Source organism: Roseococcus sp. (genome assembly GCF_965227005.1).
In the GTDB taxonomy this organism is placed as follows: Bacteria; Pseudomonadota; Alphaproteobacteria; order Acetobacterales; family Acetobacteraceae; genus Roseococcus.
The window spans coordinates 116,289-139,102 of the sequence record NZ_CBDDFJ010000008.1 but is presented as its reverse complement, the minus strand read 5'-3'; the positions used below and the strand labels follow the sequence as shown (position 1 = coordinate 139,102).

Below are 22,814 nucleotides of genomic sequence, written 5' to 3'. Positions count from 1 at the left end.
GATCACTCCTGGAAAGGACGAAGGGGGAGGTCGAGGGCGCAGGCGCCCAGATGCAGCGTCAGCACGGGCGGACGGCCATGCGGGATCTGCTTGACGTGTTCGGCATCGGTGCCCGCCAGCGAGAAGCGCAGCTTGCTGCCCGGCTTGAAGATCCAGGAGGTCGGCAGCATCACCACGCGCATGCGCTCGGCGACACCGGGCGTCAGGGGCGTGGCGTCGTCGCGGTGATAGGTGCGGAAGGGCCAGGGCGACTGGTATTCCGGGGGATGCGGCGATTCCTTGCGGTGCAGCGCGCGCAGCAGGCCCTCGGTGACGTAGCGCACCCGGCCATCGGCCTCGACCTCGGAAAGATAGCAGATGATCGAGGCGTCCGGCTCACTGGAGGCCATCGTCAGATCAGCGATGGTGTTGCCGGTGAGCTCCATCGCGGTGTCGAAGGCCGCACTGTCATAGGCGGGAAGCGCGGCCTGCCGCTCATGCCAGTCGGGATAGTATTCGAGCGCGTTGATGGCGGCGATGCGCTCATAGCGCGTGCCCGAGCCCGTGCTGAAGGAGAAGTCGGTGAGATGCGCCGCCTCGCCGCCCGTCGCGGCTTCCGTCCGCAGCGCGCCGGCCGCCAGATGCAGGCGGGTCGTCTCGGGGATGGGCGGCCAGCTCGTCGCTTCCTGCCAGGTCTCGCCATGCATGGAGAAGAAGTGGATGGGCGATTCCGCCCGAAGGCCCGTATCGAGGCCCATCAGGTATTCGTCGAAGAAGCGCAGCGTCTCGCCCAGCAGCGCGAATTCCGGATCGATGCGCCCGCGCCAGGGCGAGACATTGCAGCGCGCCCCATGGTCCCACGGCCCGAGCAGCAGGTGCGTGGGATTGCCCTGCATCGTCAGGTATCGCGCGATGGCGCCATTGGCGTAGCCCACGCCGTCCATCCAGCCCGAGACGGCATAGATCGCCACGTCCTTGCGGATCGACTTGCACACCGAATAGGGGCTGATATTGGCCGAGGAGAAGGACGCGTCGTAAGGCAGCTTCTGCTCGCGGAAATTCAGGTCGGTGATGAAGTCCGGCATGCGGAAGTTGCCGGCATGCTGGGCCACGGCTTCCTTCACCAGCGCCCCGTCGGGATCCTCGTCCACCGGCATGGGTCCGGCGAAATCGGGGTTGGAGAAATAGGAGATATTGGCGAGCAGGTCGCGCCGGTCATGGTCCATCGCGACCATGAGCTCGTCATAGACCTGCGCCAGACGGTTCAGGAAAACGCCACCCGGATAATAATGATCCGACCAGGTGTCCCAGACAGCGAAGAGCGGCACGATGGCCTTCACCGCCGGATGCCCCGTGCTCGCCAGAAAATCCGAAGCCGCCCCGGGATAGGAGATACCGGTCGCGCCGATGCTCCCATCCGACCAGGGCTGCGCCACGATCCAGTCCGCAATCTCGCGCGCATCCTCGCGCTCGCGCGGGGAGCGGAAGCTGTCGCGCGTGCCGAAGCTCGCGCCCGTGCCGCGAATGTCGACGACGACGAGCGCATAGCCGCGCGGCACCAGGATGTCACGGAACTTGGCGGCGTTGGGGCAGGACTCGCCCTGGCCGCCCGGCTTCATCGCGAAGCGGCGGTAATAGGGGGTGTGGATGAGGATGGCGGGCACCGGCCCCGTCACGCCCTCCGGCACCCAGGCGTCCACCGCGAGGCGGCAGCCGTCGGGCATGGTCACGTAGCGCGAGATCGGCTGGGCCGGGATGACATGCTCGGCCGGGCGGCTCTCGAGATAGCGCGAGGGCGGCACGCGCCATGCGGCGCTGTTCAGGTCTGCATCGGCCAAGTCATGTAACTCCAAAGTGCAACGAAGCGGAGGTGATCTTGCAACGCCCTCCAACGCGCGCCTAGGCTGCGAACCAATGGCGAAATTCCTCTTGCGCAGATTGGCCGTGGCCATCCTTGTCGCTTTAACCGTGCTGACGCTGAGCTTCCTGCTCACGCGTCTGTCGGGCGACCTTGCGATCTCCATCGCAGGTCCCAATGCGTCGAGACAGGACGTCGAGATCATCCGCGAGACCTATGGGCTCAACCGCCCGGTCTATGTGCAGTATCTCGACTGGCTGTATCGCGCGGTCCAGGGCGATTTCGGCGAAAGCTACTTCTTCCGCGATCGCGTCTCCAACCTCATCGGCGCGCGGCTGCCCATCACCATGACGCTGGGGCTGGTCGGCCTCGGCCTAGCGCTGATCGTGGCGCTGCCGCTCGGCATCATCGCGGCCGTGCGCGAAAACACCTGGGTCGATCGCACCGTGATGATGGTGGCGCTTTTCGGCCAGGCCATGCCGTCCTTCTGGCTGGGACTGATCCTGATGGTCTGGCTGGGGCTGAACCTCGGGCTCTTCCCGATCTCGGGCACGGGCGGGCCGGAATATTACGTGATGCCGGGCATCGTGCTGGCCTTCTCCGCCATTCCCTCGCTGATGCGCCTCACGCGCAGCGGGATGATCGAGGCGCTGTCGTCGGACTATATCCGCACCGCGCGCGCCAAGGGGCTCAGCCGGCTGTCGATCCTGGTAAAGCACGGCTTTCGCAACGCGGCGATCCCGGTGGTCTCCATCGCGGCCGTGCAGCTGGGCTTCATGCTGGGCGGCTCCATCGTCATCGAGACGGTCTTCGCCATGCATGGCGTGGGCTATCTCGCCTGGGAGAGCATCAGCAAGAATGACTATCCCGTCGTCCAGGCCGTCGTGCTCGTGCTCGCGCTGATCTACATCGCGCTGACCCTGCTGGCCGACCTGCTGAACGCCGTGCTCGATCCTCGGCTGCGCACGTCATGAGCGTGGCGGTGCTTCCCGGCCAGGGCGTGGCGCGGCGGATGCTGCGCAATGTCGGCTTCCTCGTCGGCGCCGCGATCGTGGGGATCGTGCTGATCGTCGCGGTGCTGGCGCCCTGGATCACGCCCTTCGATCCCTTCGCGGTGAATCTCGAGCATCGCCTCGTGCCGCCGAGCTTCATGGAGGGCGGCACGCCGCTGAACTTCCTGGGGACGGACCAACTGGGGCGCGACTACCTTTCGCGGCTCATCTATGGCGCGCGCATCTCGATGATCATCGGCATCGCGACCGTCATCACCTCGGGGCTGATCGGCACCACGCTGGGCATCCTCGGCGGCTTCTATGGCGGGCGCGTCGACGATGCGGTCATGTTCCTCATCACCGCGCGGCTTTCCATCCCCGTCGTGCTGGTGGCCCTGGCCGTCGCCGGGCTGCTGGGCAGCAGCTTCCTCCTCGTCATCCTGGTGCTTGGATTGCTGCTCTGGGACCGCTTCGCCGTCGTCGCGCGCTCCACCACCATGCAGCTCCGCACGCTCGACTATGTGAGCGCCGCCTGGTGCGCCGGTTCCTCGCAGGCCAGCGTGCTGCTGCGCGAGATCCTGCCCAATATCGCCACCCATCTCGCCGTCGTCGCCACGCTGGAAATGGCGCTGGCCATCCTGCTGGAGGCCGCGCTGTCCTTCCTCGGCCTCGGCGTGCCGCCGCCTTTGCCCTCCTGGGGGCTGATGATCGCCGAGGCCAAGGAATACATGTTCTTCACGCCCTGGGTGATCCTGGTGCCGGGCATCGCGCTCTTCGTGCTGGTGCTGGGCGTCAATCTGCTGGGCGACGCGCTGCGCGACATGCTGGGCACGGATCTGAATCGATGAGTTCCTTGCTCGACGTGCGCGACCTGCGCGTGACCTTCGGCGGCACGGCCGCCGTGCGTGGTATTTCGCTCACAGTCGAAAAGGGCGAGACGCATTGCCTCGTCGGCGAGAGCGGCTGCGGCAAATCCGTCACCTCCCTGGCCGTGATGGGGCTGCTGGCGAAGGGCGCGAAGCGCGAGGCGGGCCTGCTCGCCTTCGACGGCACGGACATCAAGAACCACGGCGAGCGCGAGATGTCGCGCCTGCGCGGCGACCGCATGGCGATGATCTTCCAGGAGCCCATGACCTCGCTGAACCCCGCCTATACGGTCGGCTCGCAGATGACCGAGGTGCTGCGCCGCCATCGCGGCACGCCGCGCGCCCAGGCCGTGGACCGCGCCGCGGAACTTCTGGGCCGCGTCGGCATCACCGCGCCCGGGCTGCGGCTCGGCCAGTTTCCGCACCAGCTCTCGGGCGGTCTGCGCCAGCGCGTGATGATCGCCATGGCGCTCATGTGCGACCCCGAGTTGCTCATCGCCGACGAGCCCACCACGGCGCTGGATGTCACGGTCCAGGCGCAGATCCTGCGACTGCTGGCCAATCTGCAGAAGGAGCTCGGCCTGGGGATCCTGCTCATCACCCATGATCTCGGCGTGGTGGCGCGCATCGCCGATCGCGTCTCGGTCATGTATGCGGGCGAGGTCGTCGAAAGCGCGCCGACCGCCGAGCTCTTCGGCGATCCGCAGCATCCCTACACGCGCGGCCTGCTCACCTGCGTGCCCGTTCCGGGCAAGGTGAAACGCGACGAGCCGCTGGGCAGCATTCCCGGCATCGTGCCGCGCATTCCGCCCGGCTATGCCGGCTGCGCCTTCCGCGATCGCTGCCCGCAGGCCCATGCCGAATGCGCCGGCCCGATCCCGCGCCGCGCCGCGGGGCCGGGCCATGAGGTGCTCTGCACCCTGCCCGCCGGCTGGTTCCGGAAGCAGGCAGCGTGAGCGGCGCTCCGGCCATCGAGGTGCGCGGCCTGCGCCGCGTCTTCAACGTCCGCCAGGGCTTCTTCGCCCCCGCGCGCCAGGTCGTCGCGGTGGACGACGTGTCCTTCGCCGTGCCCGCCGGCAGCGTGCTCGGCGTCGTGGGCGAGAGCGGATGCGGCAAGTCCACCCTCGCGCGCATGATCCTCGGCCTGCTGCCGCCCAGCGCCGGCGATGTGCTGGTGGATGGCCAGCGCCTCGGCGACATGGACCGGCGCGCCCGCGCGCGGCTGATCCAGCCGGTCTTCCAGGATCCCTTCTCCTCGCTGAATCCGCGCCGCCGCGTGCGCGACATCGTGGCGATGCCGTTGGTGGCGCAGGGCAGCATCTCCCGCACGGAGATGGCGCGCCGCGTCGATGAGGCGCTGGAGCGCGTCGGGCTCTCCGTGGAACAGGGCGGCCGCTTCCCCTCGCAGCTCTCCGGCGGGCAGCGCCAGCGCGTGGCCATCGCGCGCGCGCTGGTCCTGCGCCCGCGCATCGTGGTCTGCGACGAGCCGACCTCCGCGCTGGACGTCTCGGTCCAGGCGCAGATCCTGAACCTCCTGGCCGAGCTGCGCCGGGAGCTGGGGCTCACCTACCTCTTCATCAGCCACAACCTCGCCGTCGTGGAGCATGTCGCGAGCGAGGTTGCGGTGATGTATCTGGGCCGCATCGTGGAGCGCAACGAGAGCGAGGCGCTCTTCGCCGAACCGCGCCATCCCTACACGCGCGCGCTGCTCGACAGCGTGCTGACGCCTGAGCCCGGCCTGGGCGTGCCCGATGTGGGGCTGGGCGACATCATGCCCGATCCGGCCAATGTGCCGACGGGCTGCCGCTTCCATCCGCGCTGCCCGCTGGCCTTCGATCGCTGCTCGGTCGAGGCGCCGAAGACCACGCCGAATGGCGCGGGCTTCGTGGAGTGCCACCTCGCGGAACCCGGTCAGGCCGCCAGCGCAACCGCCCTGCCGCCGAGAAGCTCCAGCGCCGCCTTGGGTTCCAGCCGGAGCTGAAGCCCGCGCTGGCCGCCATTGAGGAAGACGTGGGCCTCGGCGAGGGCCTGCTCCTCCATGACGGTCGGCACCGCGCGCCGCTGGCCAAAGGCGCTGATGCCGCCCACCTTGTAGCCTGAGCTGCGCTCGGCCTCCGCCGGCTTCATCATCTCAGCGGATTTTCCGCCGAAAGCGGCGGCCAGTCTCTTCATGGAGACCTCCCGACCGAGGGCAGGATGACGCAGACGGGCTTGCCGTCGACCAGCGCCATGAGCGTCTTGAGCACGCGCCGCGGCGCCTCGCCGAGCGCCTCGGCGGCCTGGAGGCCGATCCGGTCCGCGTCCGGATCGTAGTCGTAGCCTTGAACGGAGAAGGCGATGCCCGCCTTCTCCAGCATCTGCGTCGCACGGGTCTGTTTCGACATGGCCCTTTCCACCCCGTCGGCGCGCGGCGAGCCCTTGGGCCGCCGGCGCTCGACAAACGCCGGCGGCGTGACGCCGCGGCTATTTCCACTTCGCCAGATAGAAGCGCGGCAGCTCGTCCGGGAAGGCTTTGAACTCCAGCTGGCGCGAGAAGGCGTAGGTGTTCACATAGGTGTGCAGCGGCAGGAAGTAGGCCTGCTCGGTCGCACGGCGGATGGCGGCCGAATAGGCGCGCTTGCGCACCTCCTCATCCGCGCTGGAGCCGCCTTCCGCGAGGAGGCGATGCAGCTCGGGGTCACGCGCATAGTCGTCCAGGCTGCCCTCGCCGAACCAATTGGGCATGAAGGCCGAGACGTCATTGATCGAGTAGCTGCCCCAGCTGCCCATCGACATGGCGAGCTCGCCCCGCCAGGAGCGCTGGATGAGCGCCGCCACCTGCAGCATGTTCAGCCGCGACCGGATGCCTACGGCCAGGAGATAGCTCTGCACCGCCTCGGACCACTGCCGCGGCTGCACATAGCTGGCGAGCTCGATCTCGAAGCCGTTCGGATAGCCGGCTTCGGCCAGGAGCTCCCGTGCCTTGGCCGGGTTGTAATCGTAGAGGACGGCGGCATCGCCGTCGCAACCGAACTGCGAGGGGAAGCAGGGCGCGGGCGGCACGCGCGAGCCGCCGCCGACGAGGCGCTCCGCGATGGCCTGCCGGTCGATCGCATGCCAGACCGCCTGGCGGACCTTCAGCTTGGTCATCGGATTGTCCGCGCCGCTGCGGCCCGAGGCGTCGAGCATGAGGTAGCCCACGCGCATGGATTCCTGCCGCAGGGTCTGCAGCGTCGGCAGGCGGCTGACATTGGGGATCTGGTCGGGGTTCATGTTCCAGATCCAGTCCACCCGCTGGGCCAGCAGCTCGGTGAGCTCGGTGGCCGCATCGGTCACGAAGCGCGCGGTGATCTTGCGGATCGCGGGACGCCCCTTGGGCCCGCCCTCGTAATAGCCATCGAAGCGCTCGTATTCGACGATGGAGGCGATATCCACGCGGGTGATCTTATAGGGGCCGGTGCCGACGGGCGCGCGCGCATAGCCTTCGGGCCCGACGCGTTCGCGATAGGCCTTCGGCCAGATGGGGCCGACCAAAGCGAGGTATTCCAGCGCGGCCGGCGTCGGGCGATTCATGTGCAGGCGCACGCTGAACTCGCCGGTCTTCTCGACATTGTCGATCCAGGAGTAGTTGCTCGGCGTGGCGACGCGCGCCTCGGGCTTGCTCACGGTGTTGAGCGTGTAGACGACGTCGTCGGCCGAGAAGGCGCTGCCGTCGTGGAACTTCACGCCTTGCCGCAGCGTGAACTCGATCGTCTTGGGATCGACCAGCTTCCATTCGGTGGCGAGGGCGGGGACGATGCGGAAATTCTCGGGGTCGCGATGGACCAGCCCGTCCCAGGCCTGATGCGCGAGGATCAGGCCGGTGCGCTGGTTGTTGAAATAGGCGTCGATATTGGGGACGGAATCACGGAAGACCACGCGCAGCGTGTCGGCATTCCGCTGCGCCGAGGCGGCGCCGGAGGCGAGGGCGGGAAGGCCGAAGCCGCCGGCCGCGGCGATCCCCTTGCCGAAAGTGCGACGTCCGATGGTCATGTCCGATAGCTCCCGATTTCTATGGACGGGAGCCTAGGGACAGGGGGCCATTGGCCGCAAGACGGGAACTACTCCGCGGCCTGCGACTCTGCGGCGAAGAAGCGATTTTCCGGCCGCGGCAGGCCGAGATGGTCGCGCAAGGTCGTGCCTTCATATTCCCGGCGAAACAGTCCGCGCGCCTGGAGCTCCGGCACGACCTGATCCACGAAATCGTCGAGGCCGCCGGGCACATAGGGGAACATGACGTTGAAACCGTCGCAGGCGCGGGTCTCCAGCCATTCCTCCATCGTATCGGCGATGGTGCGCGGCGTGCCGACGATCGCCGCACCGCCATAGCCGCCGAGCCGCTGCGCGAGCTGCCGCACGGTGAGGTTGTCGCGCTTGCCCATGTTGATGGCGCGCTCGCGGCCGGATTTGCTGTTTTCCGTCTCCGGGATTTCCGGCAGCGGCGCATCAGGATCGAAGGCGCGCGCATCCACGCCGAGCACGCTGGAAAGCGAGCCGATCGCGCTCTCGTAATGCACGAGGCTGTCGAGGTGGGCGCGCTTGGCCCTGGCCTCCTCCTCGGTATCGCCCACGACGACGAGGGCGCCGGGCAGGATCTTGAGGTGGTCGGGGTTGCGCCCGATGCGAGCCGCCCTGCCCTTCACATCCGCGTAGAAAGCCTGGGCATCGGCGATGGGACCGCCGGCGGCGAAGATCATCTCCGCCGTCTCCGCGCCGATCTGCCGCCCGGCCTCGGAAGCGCCCGCCTGCACGATCACCGGCCAGCCCTGCACCGGCCGCGCCACGTTGAGCGGGCCGCGCACGGAAAGCTCGGGGCCCTTGTGGTTCAGCACATGCATCCGGGAGGGATCCCAGAAGGTGCCGCTCTCCACGTCGCGGATGAAGGCGTCGTCGGCGAAGCTGTCCCACAGCCCGGTCACGACGTCGTAGAATTCGCGGGCGCGCTTGTAGCGCTCGCCATGGGCCATGTGCTCGTCATGGCCGAAGTTGAGCGCGGCGTCCGGGTTCGCGGTGGTGACGAGGTTCCAGCCCGCGCGGCCATTGGAGATATGGTCGAGCGAGGCGAATTTGCGGGCCACGTGATAGGGGTCGTTATAGGTCGTCGAGGCCGTGGCGATCAGGCCGATGCGCTCGGTGACGGCCGCCAGCGCGGGCAGCAGCGTCAGCGGATCGAAGCTCGTCACCGTGTGGCTGCGGCGCAGCGCCTCGATGGGCATGTTCAGCAGCGCCAGGTGGTCCGCCATGAAGAAGGCGTCGAACTTCCCTCGCTCCAGCGTCTGGATGAGGCGCGAGAGCTGCGGGAAGGAGAAGTTCGCCTCGGGCCAGGCGCCGGGATAGCGCCAGGCCCCGGTATGGATGGAGACGGGCCGCATGAAGGCGCCGAGGTGAAGCTGTCTGCGTGCGGCCATGAGCTGTCTCCGGTGCAAAAAACTAGAAGGCGGGAACGACGGCCCCCTGGAAGGTCGCCGTGACGAAGTCCTTCACCTCCTGCGTCTGGTAGACGGCGAGGAGGCGGCGCGCCCAGGGCGCATCCCGATCCTGCTGCCGGACCACGATCAGGTTGGCATAGGGGCTGTCCGCGCTCTCGATGGCGATGGAATCGCGCACCGGGTTGAGCGAGGCCTGAATGGCGAAGTTGGAGTTGATCGCCGCGGCTTCAACCTCGTCGAGGATACGCGGCAGCTGCGCGGCCTCGAGCTCGACCACCCGGAGGCGGCGCGGATTGCCGGTGATGTCGGCGACCGTGGCGCGGAAGTCCGCGCCCTCGCGCAGGGTGAAGGCGCCGTTGGCCGCCAGCAGGACCAGCGCGCGGCCGCCATTGGTCGGGTCGTTGGGGATGGCGATGCGCCCGCCCTGCGGCACGTCGGCGAGGCTGCGGTGCTTGCGCGAATAGAGACCCATCGGGAAGACCAGCGTCTTGCCGAGCGCGACCAGCGCCAGGCGGCGATCGCGCACCTGCTGATCGAGGAAGGGCTGGTGCTGGTAGCTGTTGGCGTCGAGGTCGCCGGCGGCCAGCGCGACATTGGGCTGGATGTAGTCCTGGAACTCGGTGATGCGGATCGCGAATCCGTCACGGGCCGCGATCTCGCGCACCTTCTCCATCACCTGGGCGTGCGGGCCGGCGGTGACGCCGATGCGCAGCGGACGCGGCGTGGAGCCGATGTCCTGGGCCTGCGCGGCCATGGGCAGCGCCAGGCCGGCGAGAATGAGGGGGCGGCGAGAGATCATCACGAAAGCTCCGGATTCAGCGGTGGGACACGCGCCGGACCAGCCAGTCGCCGAGCGACTGCAGCCCCTGCACGAAGACGATGAGGAGAATGACGACGGTGGCCATCACCTCGGGCATGAAGCGCTGATAGCCGAAGCGGATGCCGAGATCGCCGAGCCCGCCGCCGCCGATGGCCCCCGCCATGGCCGAGAAGCCGACCAGCGAGACCAGGGCCACGGTGGTCGCCGCGATGATGCCCGGCAGCGCCTCGGGCACCAGCACCTTGAGCACGATCTGCATCCGGGTCGCGCCCATGGCGCGCGCGGCCTCAATGACGCCCTTGTCCACCTCGTGCAGCGCATTCTCGAAGAGGCGCGCGAGGAAGGCGGTGGCGGCGAGCGCGAGCGGCACGATGGCCGCCCCCGTGCCGATGGAGGTCCCCGCGACGAAGCGCGTGAAGGGCACGATCGCCACCATCAGGATGATGAAGGGCGTGGAGCGCGCGGCGTTCACGATCACGCCGATGGGCTTGTTGATCCAGGGCCTGGGGCTGAGGCCGTCACGATCGGTCACGCGCAGCAGCAGCGCGATGGGCAGGCCCAGCGCCACGGCGATCCCCGCCGAGGCGCCGACCATGACGAGCGTCTCCCAGAAAGCCTGGATCAGCAGGTCCTGCATGGTCTCAGTGAGCCAGCTCACGCCTCGATCTCCTGCACGGCGAGGCCCAGGCTGCGCATCCAGTCGAAGGCGGCGCGCACCTTGTCGTCGGGGCCATAGGCGGCCAGGGCCATGACGCCGAAGGGCTCGCCCGCGATCTCGTCCACGCGGCCGGAGACGATGTTGATGTCGATGCCGTAGTCGCGGCTCGCCTCGCTGACCACGGCGCGGGTGCTGTTGGGCCCCGCGAAGATGACCTGCGCCACGCGCCGCACCTCGTGCTCGCCGGGCACCGGCAGGCGCGCGAGCGTGGCTGCGGGGATGGAATGGCCCACCACCTCGGCGACGAAGCGCCGCGTGGTCGGATGCTCGGGGCGCGTGAAGACGTCGAAGACGCGGCCCTGCTCGATGATGCGCCCGGCCTCCATCACGGCCACGCGGTCGCAGATGGCCTTCACCACGCCCATCTCATGGGTGATGAGCAGGACGGTCAGGTCGAGCCTTTCGCGCAGGCCGCGGATAAGGGTCAGGATCTCCTGCGTCGTCTCGGGATCGAGCGCGCTGGTCGCCTCGTCGCAAAGCAGAATACCGGGGCGCGAGGCCAAGGCGCGGGCGATGCCCACGCGCTGCTTCTGCCCGCCCGAGAGCTGCGCGGGATAGGCGTCGCGCTTGCCTTCCAGCCCGACGAGGGGAAGGATCTCCTCCACCCGCGCCTGGCGCTCGGCCGAGGACAGGCCGGCGACCTCCAGCGGGAAGGCCACGTTCTGGGCCACGGTCCGGCGGGTGTGCAGGTTGAAGTGCTGGAACACCATGCCGATGCCCCGGCGCGCCGCGCGCAACCCCGCATCATCCAGCGCCAGCATGTCCTGGCCGAGGACGGAAATGCCGCCCGCATCCGGGCGCTCCAGCAGGTTCACCGTACGGATCAGGGTGGACTTGCCCGCGCCCGAACGGCCGACGATCCCGAAGATCTCGCCCGAGCGCACCTCGAGCGAGACGTCGTCGAGCGCCACCGTCCCGCCCGCGGCGAAACGCTTGCGCAGGCCGGTCAGGGCGATGGCGGTCAAATCCGCGGCTCCAGGCATATCACGCATGATAGACGTGATATGCGATCTATCCCGCGTTCGTGAAGTTATATCGGTGCGGGACAGCCATGCCCAAGCCGAGGGCGGAAAGTCATGCATCCCTTCCCTGGCCGTCGAGATCCTCCTTGACGGCCAAGGGAGGGACGGGGAACGATGGTGGCGTGATCCGCTGCCGCACCCTGCCCGCGACGTCGAAAAGCTGCCCCTCCCGGGGCAGCCTGGATCTTCGCGCGCAGTAAGCCACAGCGTCACAGGATCGAGTTGGACCCCGCCGATTGGACGGGGTCACTTCAGGTTCCGTCTCCGGCACGACAGGAGATTGACCCATGCAACCAAACCATCCGGCGCCTGGCGGCCTCTGGCTGCCCCTAGTCACACCCTTCCGCGATGGCCGCCTCGACGAAGCCTCGCTTCGCCGGCTGGTTCGCCACTACGGGAAGGAACCGATCGACGGGCTCATCCTCGCGGCCACGACCGGGGAAGGTCTGACCCTGGACGACGAGGAAACCGCCCGCCTCGTCGACATCACGGCGGAGGAATTGGCCCTGGCCAGGCGCCGCCTTCCCGTTTTCCTTGGCCTGTCCGGCAGCGACACCCGCAAGCTCGTGAAGGCCCGGGAGCGCACGGCAATCTGGCCCATCGACGGCTACCTGATCGCCTGCCCGTACTACACGCGCCCCTCGCAGGAGGGGATGATCCGCCATTTCTCCGCCCTGGCCGAAAGCGCGGCACGGCCGATCATGATCTACAACATCCCCTATCGGACCGGCGTGAACCTCGGCAACGAGGCCATGCTGGAACTCGCCCGGCACCCCAACATCATCGGCGTGAAGGATTGCTCGGCCGACATGGCGCAATCCTTCGAGCTGCTGCGCCACAAGCCACGCCACTTCGCGGTGCTGACCGGCGAGGACGCTCTCCTGCATCCCATGCTCACCCAGGGGGCGGAGGGCGGGATCGTGGCCTCGGCGCATATCGAGACGCGCGCCTTCGCCGCCGTGGGCGACTTGCTCCGCGCGGGCGACCATGCCGGCGCGCTGACGGCCTGGCACGCGATCTGCGATCTTCCGCGCCTCCTCTTCGCGGAGCCCAGCCCCGCGCCGATCAAGCATTGGCTGTGGCGGGCCGGGCTGATCGACAGCCCCGAGGTGCGGCTGCCCATGACGCCCGTGAGCAACGGCCTCGCAACCCGCATCGAGCGCGACATGCAGCGGCGGCCCAGCCGGGACGCCAACCCTCCTGGGCCGGCCGTCCCGCAAAGGTCCTATTCGGGCTGAACGTTGGCGAGCTTCAGCAGCCGCTCCGCCCGCTCGAAGTCGCTCTGGATATAGGCATCGAGCTCGGCGCCCTTCTGGAAGAGCGGCACGATGGCCAGTCCCTCGAGCCGCGTCCGCACCGCCGGCTCGGCCATGATGGCGCCCACCTCTTCGGCGATGCGCGCGGTGATGCTGTCGGGCGTGCGCGGCGGGGCCCAGACCACCCACCAGGACTGCGCGTCCACCTCGGGGAAGCCGGATTCCGCCGTCGTCGCGAGATCCGGCGCGGCGGCGTTGCGGCGCGGCGCGGTCAGCGCCAGGCCGTGCAGGTTGCCGGCGCGGACCGGCGGCAGCATGGCGAGCATGGGGTCGATCTGCACGCCGATATTGCCGCCCATCAGATCGGCCAGAGCGGGCGTCGTGCCGCGATAGGGCACCAGCGTCACATCGGCGCCGATCGCCCGCGTGAACTGGATGGTGGAGAGATGCCCGGCCGATCCCAGGGCGGAGACGCCGAAGGCCCAGTCGCGCGGATTGGCGATGGCCGCGGCCTTCACCTCGGCCATGGTCTTCTGTGGACGGCTGGGGTTGCAGGCGATGAGGCAGGGCCCCTCGCCCGTCCGCGCGACGGGCTTGAGGTCGGTGAGAGGATCATAGCCTGGATTGCGCATGACCAGCCGCGCGATGGTCTGCACGCTGGCCGAGATCAGCAGCGTATAGCCGTCCGGCGTCGCGGTGGAGACGGCGATGCCCCCGATGGTGCCGTTGGCCCCCGTGCGGTTCTCGACGGTGAAGGTCTGGCCCGTGCGCTCCTGCAGGCGCTGGGCGATGGTGCGCGCCATCACGTCGACCGAGCCGCCGGCCGCGAAGGGCACCACGATGCGCACGGGGCGCACCGGCCAGGCCGTTTGCGCGAAGACCGGCGGGGCGGCCAGCGGCACGGCGGCAGCCGCGGTCAGAAGGGTGCGGCGCGTCGTCGTCATTCAGAAGGGTTCCTTATAGGGGCGAAGGTCGAGCTCGAGGGTCCAGGCCGAACGATGCTGGCGATGGATCTGCCAATAGGCCTCGGCGATGGCCTCGATGCTCAGCAGCCCATCCTCGCCGGCCGCGGCCACGCGTTCGGGCCGCCGCGCGCGCAGGCGCTCGCCGTCGATGCCGCCATCGATCACCGCATGCGCCACGTGCAGGCCGAGCGGGCCCAGTTCGCGCGCGGCGGATTGCGCGATGGCGCGCAGCCCGGCCTTGGCCGAGGCGAAGGCCGCGAAATTCGCCGCCCCGCGCAGGCTCGCCGAGGCGCCCGTGAAGATCAGCGTGCCGCGCCCCAGAGGCACCATGCGCCGCGCCGCCTCGCGCCCCACCACGAAGCCGCCGAGGGTGTTGGTGCGCCAGGCCTCCTCGAAGGTCTCGACCGAGATGTCGCGAAAGGGCGTGCGGATGTTCACGCCCGCGTTGAAGACGGCGATCTCGGGGTCGCGCGCGCGGTCGAAGAGCTTGCCGATCTGCATGGAATCCGTGGCGTCCGCGACGATGGCCTCGGCCGCGCCGCCCGCGGCCTCGATGCCCTCCACGACGGTGGCGAGCTTGGCCATGGTACGGCCCGCGACGATGACGCGATGGCCCTCGCGCGCGAAGCGGCGGGCGATCGCGGCGCCCAATCCCTGCTCGGCGCCAACGCCGATGATGATCGCATCCGTGGCCATGCTGCGGTGCAGCCTGCCCGCACTATTACAAAGTGGCAAGTCAGGAATCGGGCGCCTGACTGGCCCGGCAAGCGCCGAAAAATACCTGAAATCACATGATATTTCCGGGTTCAGCGATCATACCGATGTTGCTGGGACGGCGGCCTCATCCCGAATGGCGGGACATCCCGCCTGGCGCGGGACCGGCCGGCCCCGCATCGGCATCCGTGTCAGGCGGCGCGCTCCGTCTCCGGCTCCAGATCCACATTCACCTCCAGACGGTGCGCCCCGCCCCCGAGGAGCACCCCGCGCAGCGGCGAGATATCGGCGAAGTCCCGTCCCCAGGCGAGCACCACATGCTCGTCGCGCACCACGATGCCGTTGGTCGGATCGAGCTGCACCCATTGATCCCCGATCCAGGCCGAGACCCAGGCATGCGACTGGTCCGCGCCCCGCCGGCGCAGCTGCCCCGCCGGCGGGCGCGTCCGCACATAGCCGGAGATGTAGCGCGACGGCAGGCCCAGGCCCCGCAGCCCCGCCAGCATCAGCTGCGTGAAGTCCTGGCAGACGCCCCGCCGCAGCCGCAGCACCTCGGAGATGGGCGTCGTGATGCTCGTCACCCCCGCCTGGAAGGTGAATTCGCGCCGCATGCGGGCATTGAGGTCGAGCAGGCCCTCCAGCACCGGGCGTCCGGGCGGAAAGCTGACCGCCGCATAGGCCGTGGCCTCGGCCAGGAGGGGGACGTAGCGGGTGGGCAGTAGGAAATCCGCCGTCTCCATCCGGTCGGCGCCGGCCGCGATCTGCTCCCAGGGCGGGGTGCTCCAGGCCGGCGGCGGCTCGGGGAAATCGACCTCGACCACGGATTCCGCCGTCACCTCGAAGGCCATGTGCGGCACGACGAGGAAAAGCCGGGTCGCGGCATTGCCGAAATGGTCCTGCGTCTCGGTGTGGTGGTCCGGTGCCGGCAGGCAGGTGAGCCGGGAGGAGAGGACGCGCTGCCCGGGCAGGGTCCGCGGCTTCAGATGCAGCAGATGCGAAGCCAGATCCACCGTGCGCGCATAGCCATAGGCGGTCCGATGACGGAGCCAATAGATCATCCGGGAACTGACGACAGCAGAATCATACCCCCATAGTGGCGGATGCGCGGGGCCACCGCCATGGTCGCACGGCGTGCAACTCCCGGACCCGCCGGGTCGCGCTCCTCAAGCCTCGATCACGGCCGCCTCGCCCGTGTCCACGCCGACGGCCCGGGCCGCAGGCAGCAGGGCAAAGTAGCGGCGGGCCACGTCGTTCGACAGCTCGCCGATCCCGCCCGCCATCTCCCGCAGCAGCCCCGGCAGGAGGCGGGTGGCCTCCAGCGCCTGGTCCGGGGCGGCCAGCAGGGTGGCGGTGATCCCCTCGGCCTGGACCAGCAGGTCGGCGGCATCCTGGGTGGGGCCTCCTTCCTCGGCGAAGCCCGCGACCTCGGCCAAAGCGGTCCGGATGGATTTGAGCTGGAAGGCCAGCCCGCGCGGATTGGAGGGGTCGGCCAGGACGAGGTCCAGCGCGGGGGCGGGCTGCAGCACGGCGAGGTAGCGGCTGCGATAGGTGATGACGCTGTCGCAGAGTTCCAGCACCAGCCGCAGCCCCGCCTCGATACGGGCGGGCGGCGTGTCCAGCGCCACCGCGACCTCGGAAGCCACGGCCTGGGCGCGCTCCATCCGCCGCCCGAGCTCCAGGAAGAGCCGCGCCCCCCCGCGCACCATGTTCTCGGAGGTGATGCCGGCGACCGCATTGGCGAAGCGCAGCGAGGGCAGCAGCGCGCGGGCGAGATCCGACAGGTCGGCCGGCGACTGCTCCAGCGCCTCCTCCGCCGCGCGAAGGGTCTGCTTGATGGTCGCATGCATGTCGGCGGTCAGGCGGTCGCGCACGGATTCCACGAGGCCGCCGATGCAGCCCTGCAGCCGGCGCACGGCCGGGCGGGCGGTGCGCCCCAGCGCGTTGGCCAGCGAGGTCAGGCTGCCCGCGCTAGGGCGGGCCTCCTCGTCGATGAGCCCCGCCTCGCAGAGGCAGGTGGCCAAAGTGGTCAGCTCCGCCAGCTCGCGCGGCAGGACCGAGCCACGGCGCAGGCGGGCGATGGCGGCGCGCATGAGCCGGGCCGCGCGATCCAGCCGCTCCACATAGCGCCCGAGCCAGAAGAGGTTGTCCGCCACGCGCGAGGGGATGGCGCCCGAGCTGCGGGTGATGGCGATGGGCGGGCCGCTGCGCGCCGCCGGGCCGATGATGGCCTCGGAGGGGTCCGCCGGCACCCAGACGTCCTTGCACCAGCCGCCGCCCGCCAGCCGCCCCGTGAGCGCGGCGCCCTCGGCCGCGACGCGGGCGATGCCGCCGGGCAGCACGTGCCAGCTCGTCCCGTCCGACATGGCGAAGACCCGCAGGACGAAGGGCGTCGGCGTCAGGGTCGAGCCGACCAGCGAGGGCGCGACCGGCAGCGGCGGCAGGGCCGTCACGGCCAGGCCGGCCGGCGGCGGCGTGTCGGGCCGCGCCAGGACTTCCGGGCCCGCCCCCTGCCCCGCCGGGCGATAGCACCAGGCCGCGTAGCCCTCGGGCAGCGGCGGCACGGGCGCGCCCGGCCTCAGCCAATGCGTCGGCAGCGAGGGCAGCCGGAGCGTCTCGCCCAGGACGGTGGGGCAAAGGCCCTCCAGGAAGGCGGCCAGGGCCGGCGCCTCGCCCAGCCCCGCGCCGGGCGCGTTGAGCAGGGTCAGCGCGCCGTGGCGCACCGCATCCAGAAGGCCCGGCACGCCGCTGGAGGCCCGGGCCTCGGGCTGGTCCAGCGGATCGAGGGTCGCCGCATCCACGCGGGAGAGCACCACATCCACCGGCTGCAGCCCGGCCAGGGTCTTCAGGAACAGGGCGCCGCCGCGCATGGTGAGGTCGCCGGTCTCGACCAGGGCGCAGCCGAGCTCGCGCGAGAGCACCACATGCTCGAACCAATGCGGGTCCTTCGTGCCCGGCGAGAGCAGCGCGACGGCGGGGTCGCGCCGGCCGTGCGGCGCGAGGCGGACCAGCGCCTCCTGCCAGAGCTCGAAGAAGGAGGAGATGCTGCGCGGCTGGGCGGCGCCGAAGGCCTCGGCCATGGCGGAGCTGTGCAGCCGCCGGTTCTCCAGCAGCTGGCCGAGGCCCGAGCAGAGGCTCGTGCGGTCCTGCAGGACGGCCCAGCTGCCATCGGGCCGGCGCAGCAGGTCGGCGGCGTAGAGATGCAGCATGGGCCGGCGCGCGGGTCCCCCGCTGCGATGCGCGGCGCGCAGGAAGGCCGGGCTGCCGAAGACCATCGAGGCGGGGATATGCCCCTGGGCCAGAAGCTCCTGCGGGCCGTAGAGATCGGCGAGGACCGCGTCCAGCAGGCGGGCGCGCTGGGCGATGCCGGCGGCCAGCGCCTCGAACTCCCCGCCCATGAGGGGCAGCGGCACGGGGTCGAGCTTCCACAGCTCGCGCGCCGCGCCGGGCAGCAGCGAGGCCACCCCGTCCTCGGCCATGGCGCGCGAGAGCCGCTCGCCCCGCTCGGCCAGAGCCGGACGGCCAAGACTGCCGATGATGCCCATGAGCGCGCGCCAATGGCCTCGGATGCGCCCGTCGCCGGACACCATCTCGTCGGGGCCGCCGGTGAGGAAATCAGCCATACGCGCAAGAATCCGTCATCAGTCGATGGTCTGGCCGGCGAAGGCGCGCAGGTCCAGCGTGCAGGGATGCTCCAGGCTGCGCTGCGGCTCGGCGAGCACGCGCGCGCCGGCCTGGTGGCCGAAGGGGATGAAGCGCGATCGGCGGCGCGCCTCTGCGGAATTGGCGTTCACGGGGAAGGCTTCATAGGCCATCCCGCCCGGATGCACGACCTCATGGGTCAGCCCGCCGATCGAGCGGCCCGTCCAGCGGTCATGCACGTCGAGGATCAGCGGCCCCTGCCCGCGCACGGAGGGATGCAGCGCCGAGGGCGGATCCCAGGCCTTGAAGCGGATGCCGGCCACGAACTCGCCCGCCCGGCCGGTGGGCTGCACGGGCACGGCGACGCCGTTGGCCGCCAGGATGTAGCGCTCCGGCACCCAGTTGCTGACCTTGGCCTGGACGCGCTCGACGCTGCTGTCCACGTAGCGGACGGTGCCGCCGGCGGCCTGTTCCTCGCCGAGGACGTGCCAGGGCTCCAGCGCGTCGCGCAGCTCCAGCTCCATCCCGCCCAGGACGACCTTGCCGATCTGCGGGAAGCGGAACTCCAGATGCGGGGCGAACCATTCCGGCTGGAGCGGGAAGCCGAACTGGCCCAGCTCCTCCAGCGCGCCGCGGAAATCCTGTTCGGCATGGTGGGGCAGCATGAAGCGGTCGTGCAAGCTCGTGCCCCAGCGCACCAGCGGGGCGCGATAGGGCCTGTCCCAGAAACCGGCCAAAGCCGAGCGCATCAGCAGCATCTGCGCGAGGCTCATCTCGGCATGGGGCGGCATCTCGAAGGCGCGGAACTCGACGAGGCCGAGGCGGCCGGTGGAGGAGTTGGGGTCGTACATCTTGTCGATGCAGAACTCGGTGCGGTGCGTGTTGCCCGTCATGTCGGCGAGGATGTTGCGGAAGAGCCGGTCGGTCATCCAGGGCGGCGGGTCGCCGCCCATCCTGTCGAGTTCGAGGAAGGCGATGTCGAGCTCGCGCAGCGCGTCCATCCGCGCCTCGTCCACGCGCGGGTGCTGGCTGGTGGGGCCGATGAAGAGCCCGCTGAAGAGGAAGCTCAGCGAGGGATGGTTGTGCCAGAAGGAGACGAGGCTGCGCAGCAGGTCGGGCCGGCGCAGGAAGGGGCTGTCCTCCGGCCGCGCCGCGCCCATCACCACGTGATTGCCGCCGCCGGTGCCGACATGCTTGCCGTCCAGCATGAATTTCTCCGAGGCGAGGCCCACCTGTCGGGCCTCCTCGTAGAGCTGCTTCGTGCGCTCCACCATCTGCGGCCAGGAGGTCGCGGGATGGATGTTCACCTCGATCACGCCGGGGTCGGGGGTGACGGAGAAATTGGGCAAACGCGGATCGCGCGGCGGCAGATAGCCCTCCAGGAAGACCTTCTGGCCCGTCTCCTCGGCCGTGGCCTCGATCGCGGCGACCAGAGCGAGCCAATCCTCCACGTCGGGCAGCGGGGGGAAGAAGATGTGGATCAGCCCGCCGCGCGGCTCGACGCAGAGGGCGGTACGGACCTTGCCGGGGTGATCCGCGTCGATCTCGGGCGCGGCCTGCGGGGTCGGGCGCTGGTCGGCCGGAAGCTCGCCTTCCCTACGCCGCGCGGCATGCAGCTGGTCGAGCTGCGGCAGGGGCTTGCCCGCCTCGGGCGAGAAGGGATCGGTGATGGAATCCACCTCCATCGCCAGCTGCTCGGGATCGACCCAGGGCAGCGAGGCGAGCGGCAGGCGCAGGCCCATCGGCGCGTCGCCGGGGGTGAGGAAAAGCGTGTCGTCGCGGAAGTGCCAGCGGCCCGATTGCCAGCGGCGCTCGCCGCCCTGGACCACGCGGCGCAGCGGCAGGACGGCCCCGACCGGTGTGGCCAGGCCACCGCGGAAGAGCCGGGCGAAGCGCGCGCGCTCCAGCCGGTCGGCGAGCCGGGCATCCTCGGCGACGACATTGGCCGGCAGCCGGCTCTCGCGCCAGAGGTAGTAATGGACGTCCTCATGCGCCGCGCAGAGCAACTCGGGCGGAACCTGCAGCCGCTCGGCGAGGATCTTCGCGAAGGCCGTGGCCTCGGCGCCGGTCGCCGTGCCCTTGTCGTCGTCCGAGGCCAGCAGCGCGGGGTTGCGCCAGACCGGCTCGCCATCCGCGCGCCAATGCGCCGAGAGCGCGAAGCGCGGCAAAGGCTCGCCCGGATATTGCTTGCCCTGGCCGGTGTGGATCACCGCGCCCTTGGCCCAGAGCGGCGTGAGCCGGCGCAGCAGCCGGCCCGCATAGGCGCGCTTGGTGGGGCCGAGCGCATCGGTGTTCCACTCGGCGGCATCGCGGTCGGTCGCGGCGACGAAGGTGGGCTCGCCACCCATGGTCAGGCGCATGCCCTGGGCCTGGATGGCCTTGTCCACCTGGACGCCGGCCGCCTCGATCGCGGCCCAGACGGCCGGCGTATAGGGCCTGGTGACGCGCGGCGTCTCGCGCAGGCGGGTCACCGACATCTCGAAGTCGAACTCGGTCTCGGCCTTCTCGATGAGGCCGGAGATGGGCGCGGCCGATTGCGGCTCAGGCGTCGCGGCGAGCGGGATATGCCCCTCGCCCGTCATCAGCCCGGAGGTGGCGTCGAGCCCTACCCAGCCCGCGCCCGGCAGATAGACCTCGGCCCAGGCATGCAGGTCGGTGAAGTCGACCGCGGTGCCCTCCGCGCCGCCGTCGACGGGCTTCTGGTCGGCCACGAGCTGGATCAGATAGCCCGAGCAGAAGCGGGCGGCGAAGCCCAGATGGCGCAGCGCCTGCACCAGCAGCCAGCCGGAATCGCGGCAGGAGCCGCGCGCTTCGGCCAGGGTTTTCTCCGGCTCCCAGACGCCGGGCTCCATGCGCACGATATAGGAGATCTTCGACTGAACGAGCTGGTTCACCTCGACCAGCATGTCCACCATCCGCCGCTCCTGGCGCGGGATCTCCGCCAGCAGCGCGGCGAGCCTCGGGCCCGGCGTCTCGACCTTGCGGAAGGGCGCGAGCTCCTGGTCGAGCACGGGGTCATAGGTGAAGGGAAAGGTCTCGGCCTCGGGCTCGAGGAAGAAGTCGAAGGGATTGATGGTCGCCATGTCGGCGACGAGATCCACCGTCACGTCGAAATGCGTGACCCGCTCGGGGAAGACGACGCGGGCCTGGAAGTTCCCCTGCGGGTCCTGTTGCCAGTTGATGAAATGCGGCTCGGGCTCGATCTTCAGCGAATAGGCCAGGATGGGCGTGCGCGCATGCGGCGCGGGCCGCAGGCGTATGGTCTGCGGGCCCAGCGTGACCGCGCGGTCGTAGCTGTAGCTGGTGCGATGCGTGAGGGCGACGTGGATCGACATGCGCGGCCTATCTCCTGGGAGGCAGGATGTTCGGCCTGATGGGCAGGGTTCCGCCATATCCTATCGTACGGATTGCGCGAATTTCGCTGAGGCGTCCATGCTGGGCGAATGTCAGCGCTCTTTCCCCCCGAGGATTTCCACATCACACCCGGCGTCGCGCATCTCTGCGCGGGCGGCAAGACGCCTGTTCTGCGACGAACGGCGGATGCGATCATCCGCTATCTCGCCGATAAATCGGACGGACCGGCCGGCGATCTCCGCCAGGAGGAGGAGATCCTGGGGCTGCGCCGCCGGATCGCGGGGTCCTGGGGCTGCGCGGTCGCGGATATCGGCCTGGTCTCCTCGGTGGCCGAGGGCGTCTCGATGCTCGCCGCCAGCCTGGACTGGCGCGCGGGCGACGAGGTGGTGGTGCCGGATGTCGAATATCCCTCGCTGGCGGCGCCCTTCGCGCTCCAGCCGGGGGTGACGCTGCGGGTCGCCGAGGGCGTCGGCGGCGTCGCAGCCGTCGTCTCGCCGCGCACGCGGGTCATCGCCGTCAGCAGCACGAGCTTCCTCCATGCCGAGCGCGCGGACCTGCCTGCGTTGCACGAACTCGCCGACAGGGTGGGCGCGCTGCTGGTGGTGGACCACACGCAGTCCGCAGGCTGGATGCCGATCGACGCCTCGATCGCGGATTTCGCTTTCGCGGCGAGCTACAAATGGCTGCTGGGGATCTCGGGCATCGCCGCCGCCTATTGGAACCGGGCGCGCCAGCCGGACTGGGCGCCGCAGAGCGCCGGCTGGTATTCGATGGCAAGCCAGGGCCGGCCGGACTGGCGCGATCCCGTGGGCCTCGTTCCCGATGCGATGCGCTTCTGCCGGGGCAATCCGAACCACGCCGGCGTCTATACGCTCAATGCCTCCCTGGACTACCTGGCGGAGCATCCGGGCGTGGAGGCGCATGTGACCGGCCTCGCCGGCGAGCTGCGTCGCCGCTGCCTGGATGCGCAGCTTCCGATGATGACGCCGGCCCATCACGGCGCCAGCGTCTGCCTGCCGCATCCGGAGGCGGCGAAGGCCGTGAAGACGCTGGAAGAACACGGCGTGCTGACCTGGAATGGACGCGGGCGCATCCGGATCAGTTTCCACGGCTATAACGACGAATTCGATATGGAACGCGCCTTCGAGCAGGTGCGCCGGCTTTATTAGCTCCTACCCCCTGGG

At 69.8% G+C, this 22,814-nt stretch carries 19 protein-coding genes; 6 read left to right on the top strand and 13 right to left on the bottom strand.

The window, feature by feature from the left end; genetic code table 11:
• Positions 1-2: 2 nt before the first annotated feature.
• Entirely contained in the window at positions 3-1,817 is a 1,815-nt protein-coding gene (locus ACO057_RS04200) for a CocE/NonD family hydrolase (protein ID WP_421989097.1), read from the bottom strand.
• A gap of 76 nt (positions 1,818-1,893) precedes the next feature.
• Between ACO057_RS04200 and ACO057_RS04195 the strand changes: the two genes are divergently transcribed.
• From ACO057_RS04195 to ACO057_RS04180, 4 genes are read left to right on the top strand one after another with little or no spacing between them, the layout of a single operon-like run.
• Entirely contained in the window at positions 1,894-2,811 is a 918-nt protein-coding gene (locus tag ACO057_RS04195; protein WP_421989096.1) for an ABC transporter permease, read from the top strand.
• The gene (locus ACO057_RS04190; protein ID WP_421989095.1) at positions 2,808-3,677 is read left to right on the top strand and encodes an ABC transporter permease; all 870 of its coding nucleotides are present in this window, start codon (positions 2,808-2,810) and stop codon (positions 3,675-3,677) included. Before ACO057_RS04195 ends, ACO057_RS04190 begins: the two co-directional genes overlap by 4 nt.
• Positions 3,674-4,651 carry an ABC transporter ATP-binding protein gene (locus ACO057_RS04185; protein WP_421989094.1) on the top strand — a complete coding sequence of 326 codons (978 nt, stop codon included), beginning with the start codon at positions 3,674-3,676 and terminating at the stop codon, positions 4,649-4,651. Before ACO057_RS04190 ends, ACO057_RS04185 begins: the two co-directional genes overlap by 4 nt.
• The gene (locus ACO057_RS04180) at positions 4,648-5,676 is read left to right on the top strand and encodes an ABC transporter ATP-binding protein (RefSeq protein WP_421989093.1); all 1,029 of its coding nucleotides are present in this window, start codon (positions 4,648-4,650) and stop codon (positions 5,674-5,676) included. Before ACO057_RS04185 ends, ACO057_RS04180 begins: the two co-directional genes overlap by 4 nt.
• Here the strand turns inward: ACO057_RS04180 and ACO057_RS04175 are convergent.
• The 7 genes from ACO057_RS04175 to ACO057_RS04145 all read right to left on the bottom strand — a co-directional run bounded on the left by ACO057_RS04175 (position 5,607) and on the right by ACO057_RS04145 (position 11,645).
• Positions 5,607-5,867: a YbaK/EbsC family protein gene (locus tag ACO057_RS04175; protein ID WP_421989092.1), complete on the bottom strand. Its 261-nt coding sequence runs from the start codon at positions 5,865-5,867 to the stop codon at positions 5,607-5,609. The genes ACO057_RS04180 and ACO057_RS04175 overlap by 70 nt on opposite strands.
• On the bottom strand, positions 5,864-6,079 hold the full coding sequence (locus ACO057_RS04170; RefSeq protein ID WP_421989091.1) for a hypothetical protein: 216 nt from the start codon (positions 6,077-6,079) through the stop codon (positions 5,864-5,866). The genes ACO057_RS04175 and ACO057_RS04170 overlap by 4 nt, the downstream gene beginning before the upstream one ends.
• A gap of 79 nt (positions 6,080-6,158) precedes the next feature.
• Entirely contained in the window at positions 6,159-7,706 is a 1,548-nt protein-coding gene (locus ACO057_RS04165) for an ABC transporter substrate-binding protein (protein WP_421989090.1), read from the bottom strand.
• A 68-nt stretch (positions 7,707-7,774) separates the two neighbouring features.
• Entirely contained in the window at positions 7,775-9,121 is a 1,347-nt protein-coding gene (locus tag ACO057_RS04160; RefSeq protein ID WP_421989089.1) for an LLM class flavin-dependent oxidoreductase, read from the bottom strand.
• A gap of 22 nt (positions 9,122-9,143) precedes the next feature.
• Positions 9,144-9,941 carry a MetQ/NlpA family ABC transporter substrate-binding protein gene (locus ACO057_RS04155; protein WP_421989088.1) on the bottom strand — a complete coding sequence of 266 codons (798 nt, stop codon included), beginning with the start codon at positions 9,939-9,941 and terminating at the stop codon, positions 9,144-9,146.
• A gap of 16 nt (positions 9,942-9,957) precedes the next feature.
• Positions 9,958-10,599, bottom strand: a complete 642-nt coding sequence (locus tag ACO057_RS04150; RefSeq protein WP_421989134.1) for a methionine ABC transporter permease — start codon at positions 10,597-10,599, stop codon at positions 9,958-9,960.
• Positions 10,600-10,616: 17 nt separating this feature from the next.
• Positions 10,617-11,645, bottom strand: coding sequence for a methionine ABC transporter ATP-binding protein (locus ACO057_RS04145; RefSeq protein ID WP_421989087.1), 1,029 nt, complete (start codon positions 11,643-11,645; stop codon positions 10,617-10,619).
• 344 nt (positions 11,646-11,989) lie between these two features.
• Between ACO057_RS04145 and dapA the strand changes: the two genes are divergently transcribed.
• Positions 11,990-12,940, top strand: a complete 951-nt coding sequence (gene dapA / locus ACO057_RS04140; protein ID WP_421989086.1) for a 4-hydroxy-tetrahydrodipicolinate synthase — start codon at positions 11,990-11,992, stop codon at positions 12,938-12,940.
• On the opposite strand, the gene ACO057_RS04135 is transcribed toward dapA, so the two are convergent.
• The 5 genes from ACO057_RS04135 to ACO057_RS04115 all read right to left on the bottom strand — a co-directional run bounded on the left by ACO057_RS04135 (position 12,928) and on the right by ACO057_RS04115 (position 21,611).
• Positions 12,928-13,902 carry a Bug family tripartite tricarboxylate transporter substrate binding protein gene (locus ACO057_RS04135; protein WP_421989085.1) on the bottom strand — a complete coding sequence of 325 codons (975 nt, stop codon included), beginning with the start codon at positions 13,900-13,902 and terminating at the stop codon, positions 12,928-12,930. The two genes, dapA and ACO057_RS04135, sit on opposite strands and share 13 nt — an antisense overlap.
• Positions 13,903-14,619, bottom strand: a complete 717-nt coding sequence (locus ACO057_RS04130; RefSeq protein WP_421989084.1) for an SDR family NAD(P)-dependent oxidoreductase — start codon at positions 14,617-14,619, stop codon at positions 13,903-13,905. It abuts the gene before it with no gap.
• Between the two features lie 209 nt (positions 14,620-14,828).
• Positions 14,829-15,695 (bottom strand): transglutaminase family protein, encoded by an 867-nt coding sequence (locus ACO057_RS04125; RefSeq protein WP_421989083.1) that lies wholly within the window; start codon positions 15,693-15,695, stop codon positions 14,829-14,831.
• A gap of 105 nt (positions 15,696-15,800) precedes the next feature.
• Positions 15,801-18,257 (bottom strand): circularly permuted type 2 ATP-grasp protein, encoded by a 2,457-nt coding sequence (locus tag ACO057_RS04120; protein ID WP_421989082.1) that lies wholly within the window; start codon positions 18,255-18,257, stop codon positions 15,801-15,803.
• Between the two features lie 18 nt (positions 18,258-18,275).
• Complete coding sequence (locus ACO057_RS04115) at positions 18,276-21,611, bottom strand: DUF2126 domain-containing protein (protein ID WP_421989081.1); 3,336 nt, start codon at positions 21,609-21,611, stop codon at positions 18,276-18,278.
• 108 nt (positions 21,612-21,719) lie between these two features.
• Between ACO057_RS04115 and ACO057_RS04110 the strand changes: the two genes are divergently transcribed.
• Positions 21,720-22,799, top strand: a complete 1,080-nt coding sequence (locus ACO057_RS04110; protein ID WP_421989080.1) for an aminotransferase class V-fold PLP-dependent enzyme — start codon at positions 21,720-21,722, stop codon at positions 22,797-22,799.
• Positions 22,800-22,814: the final 15 nt, after the last annotated feature.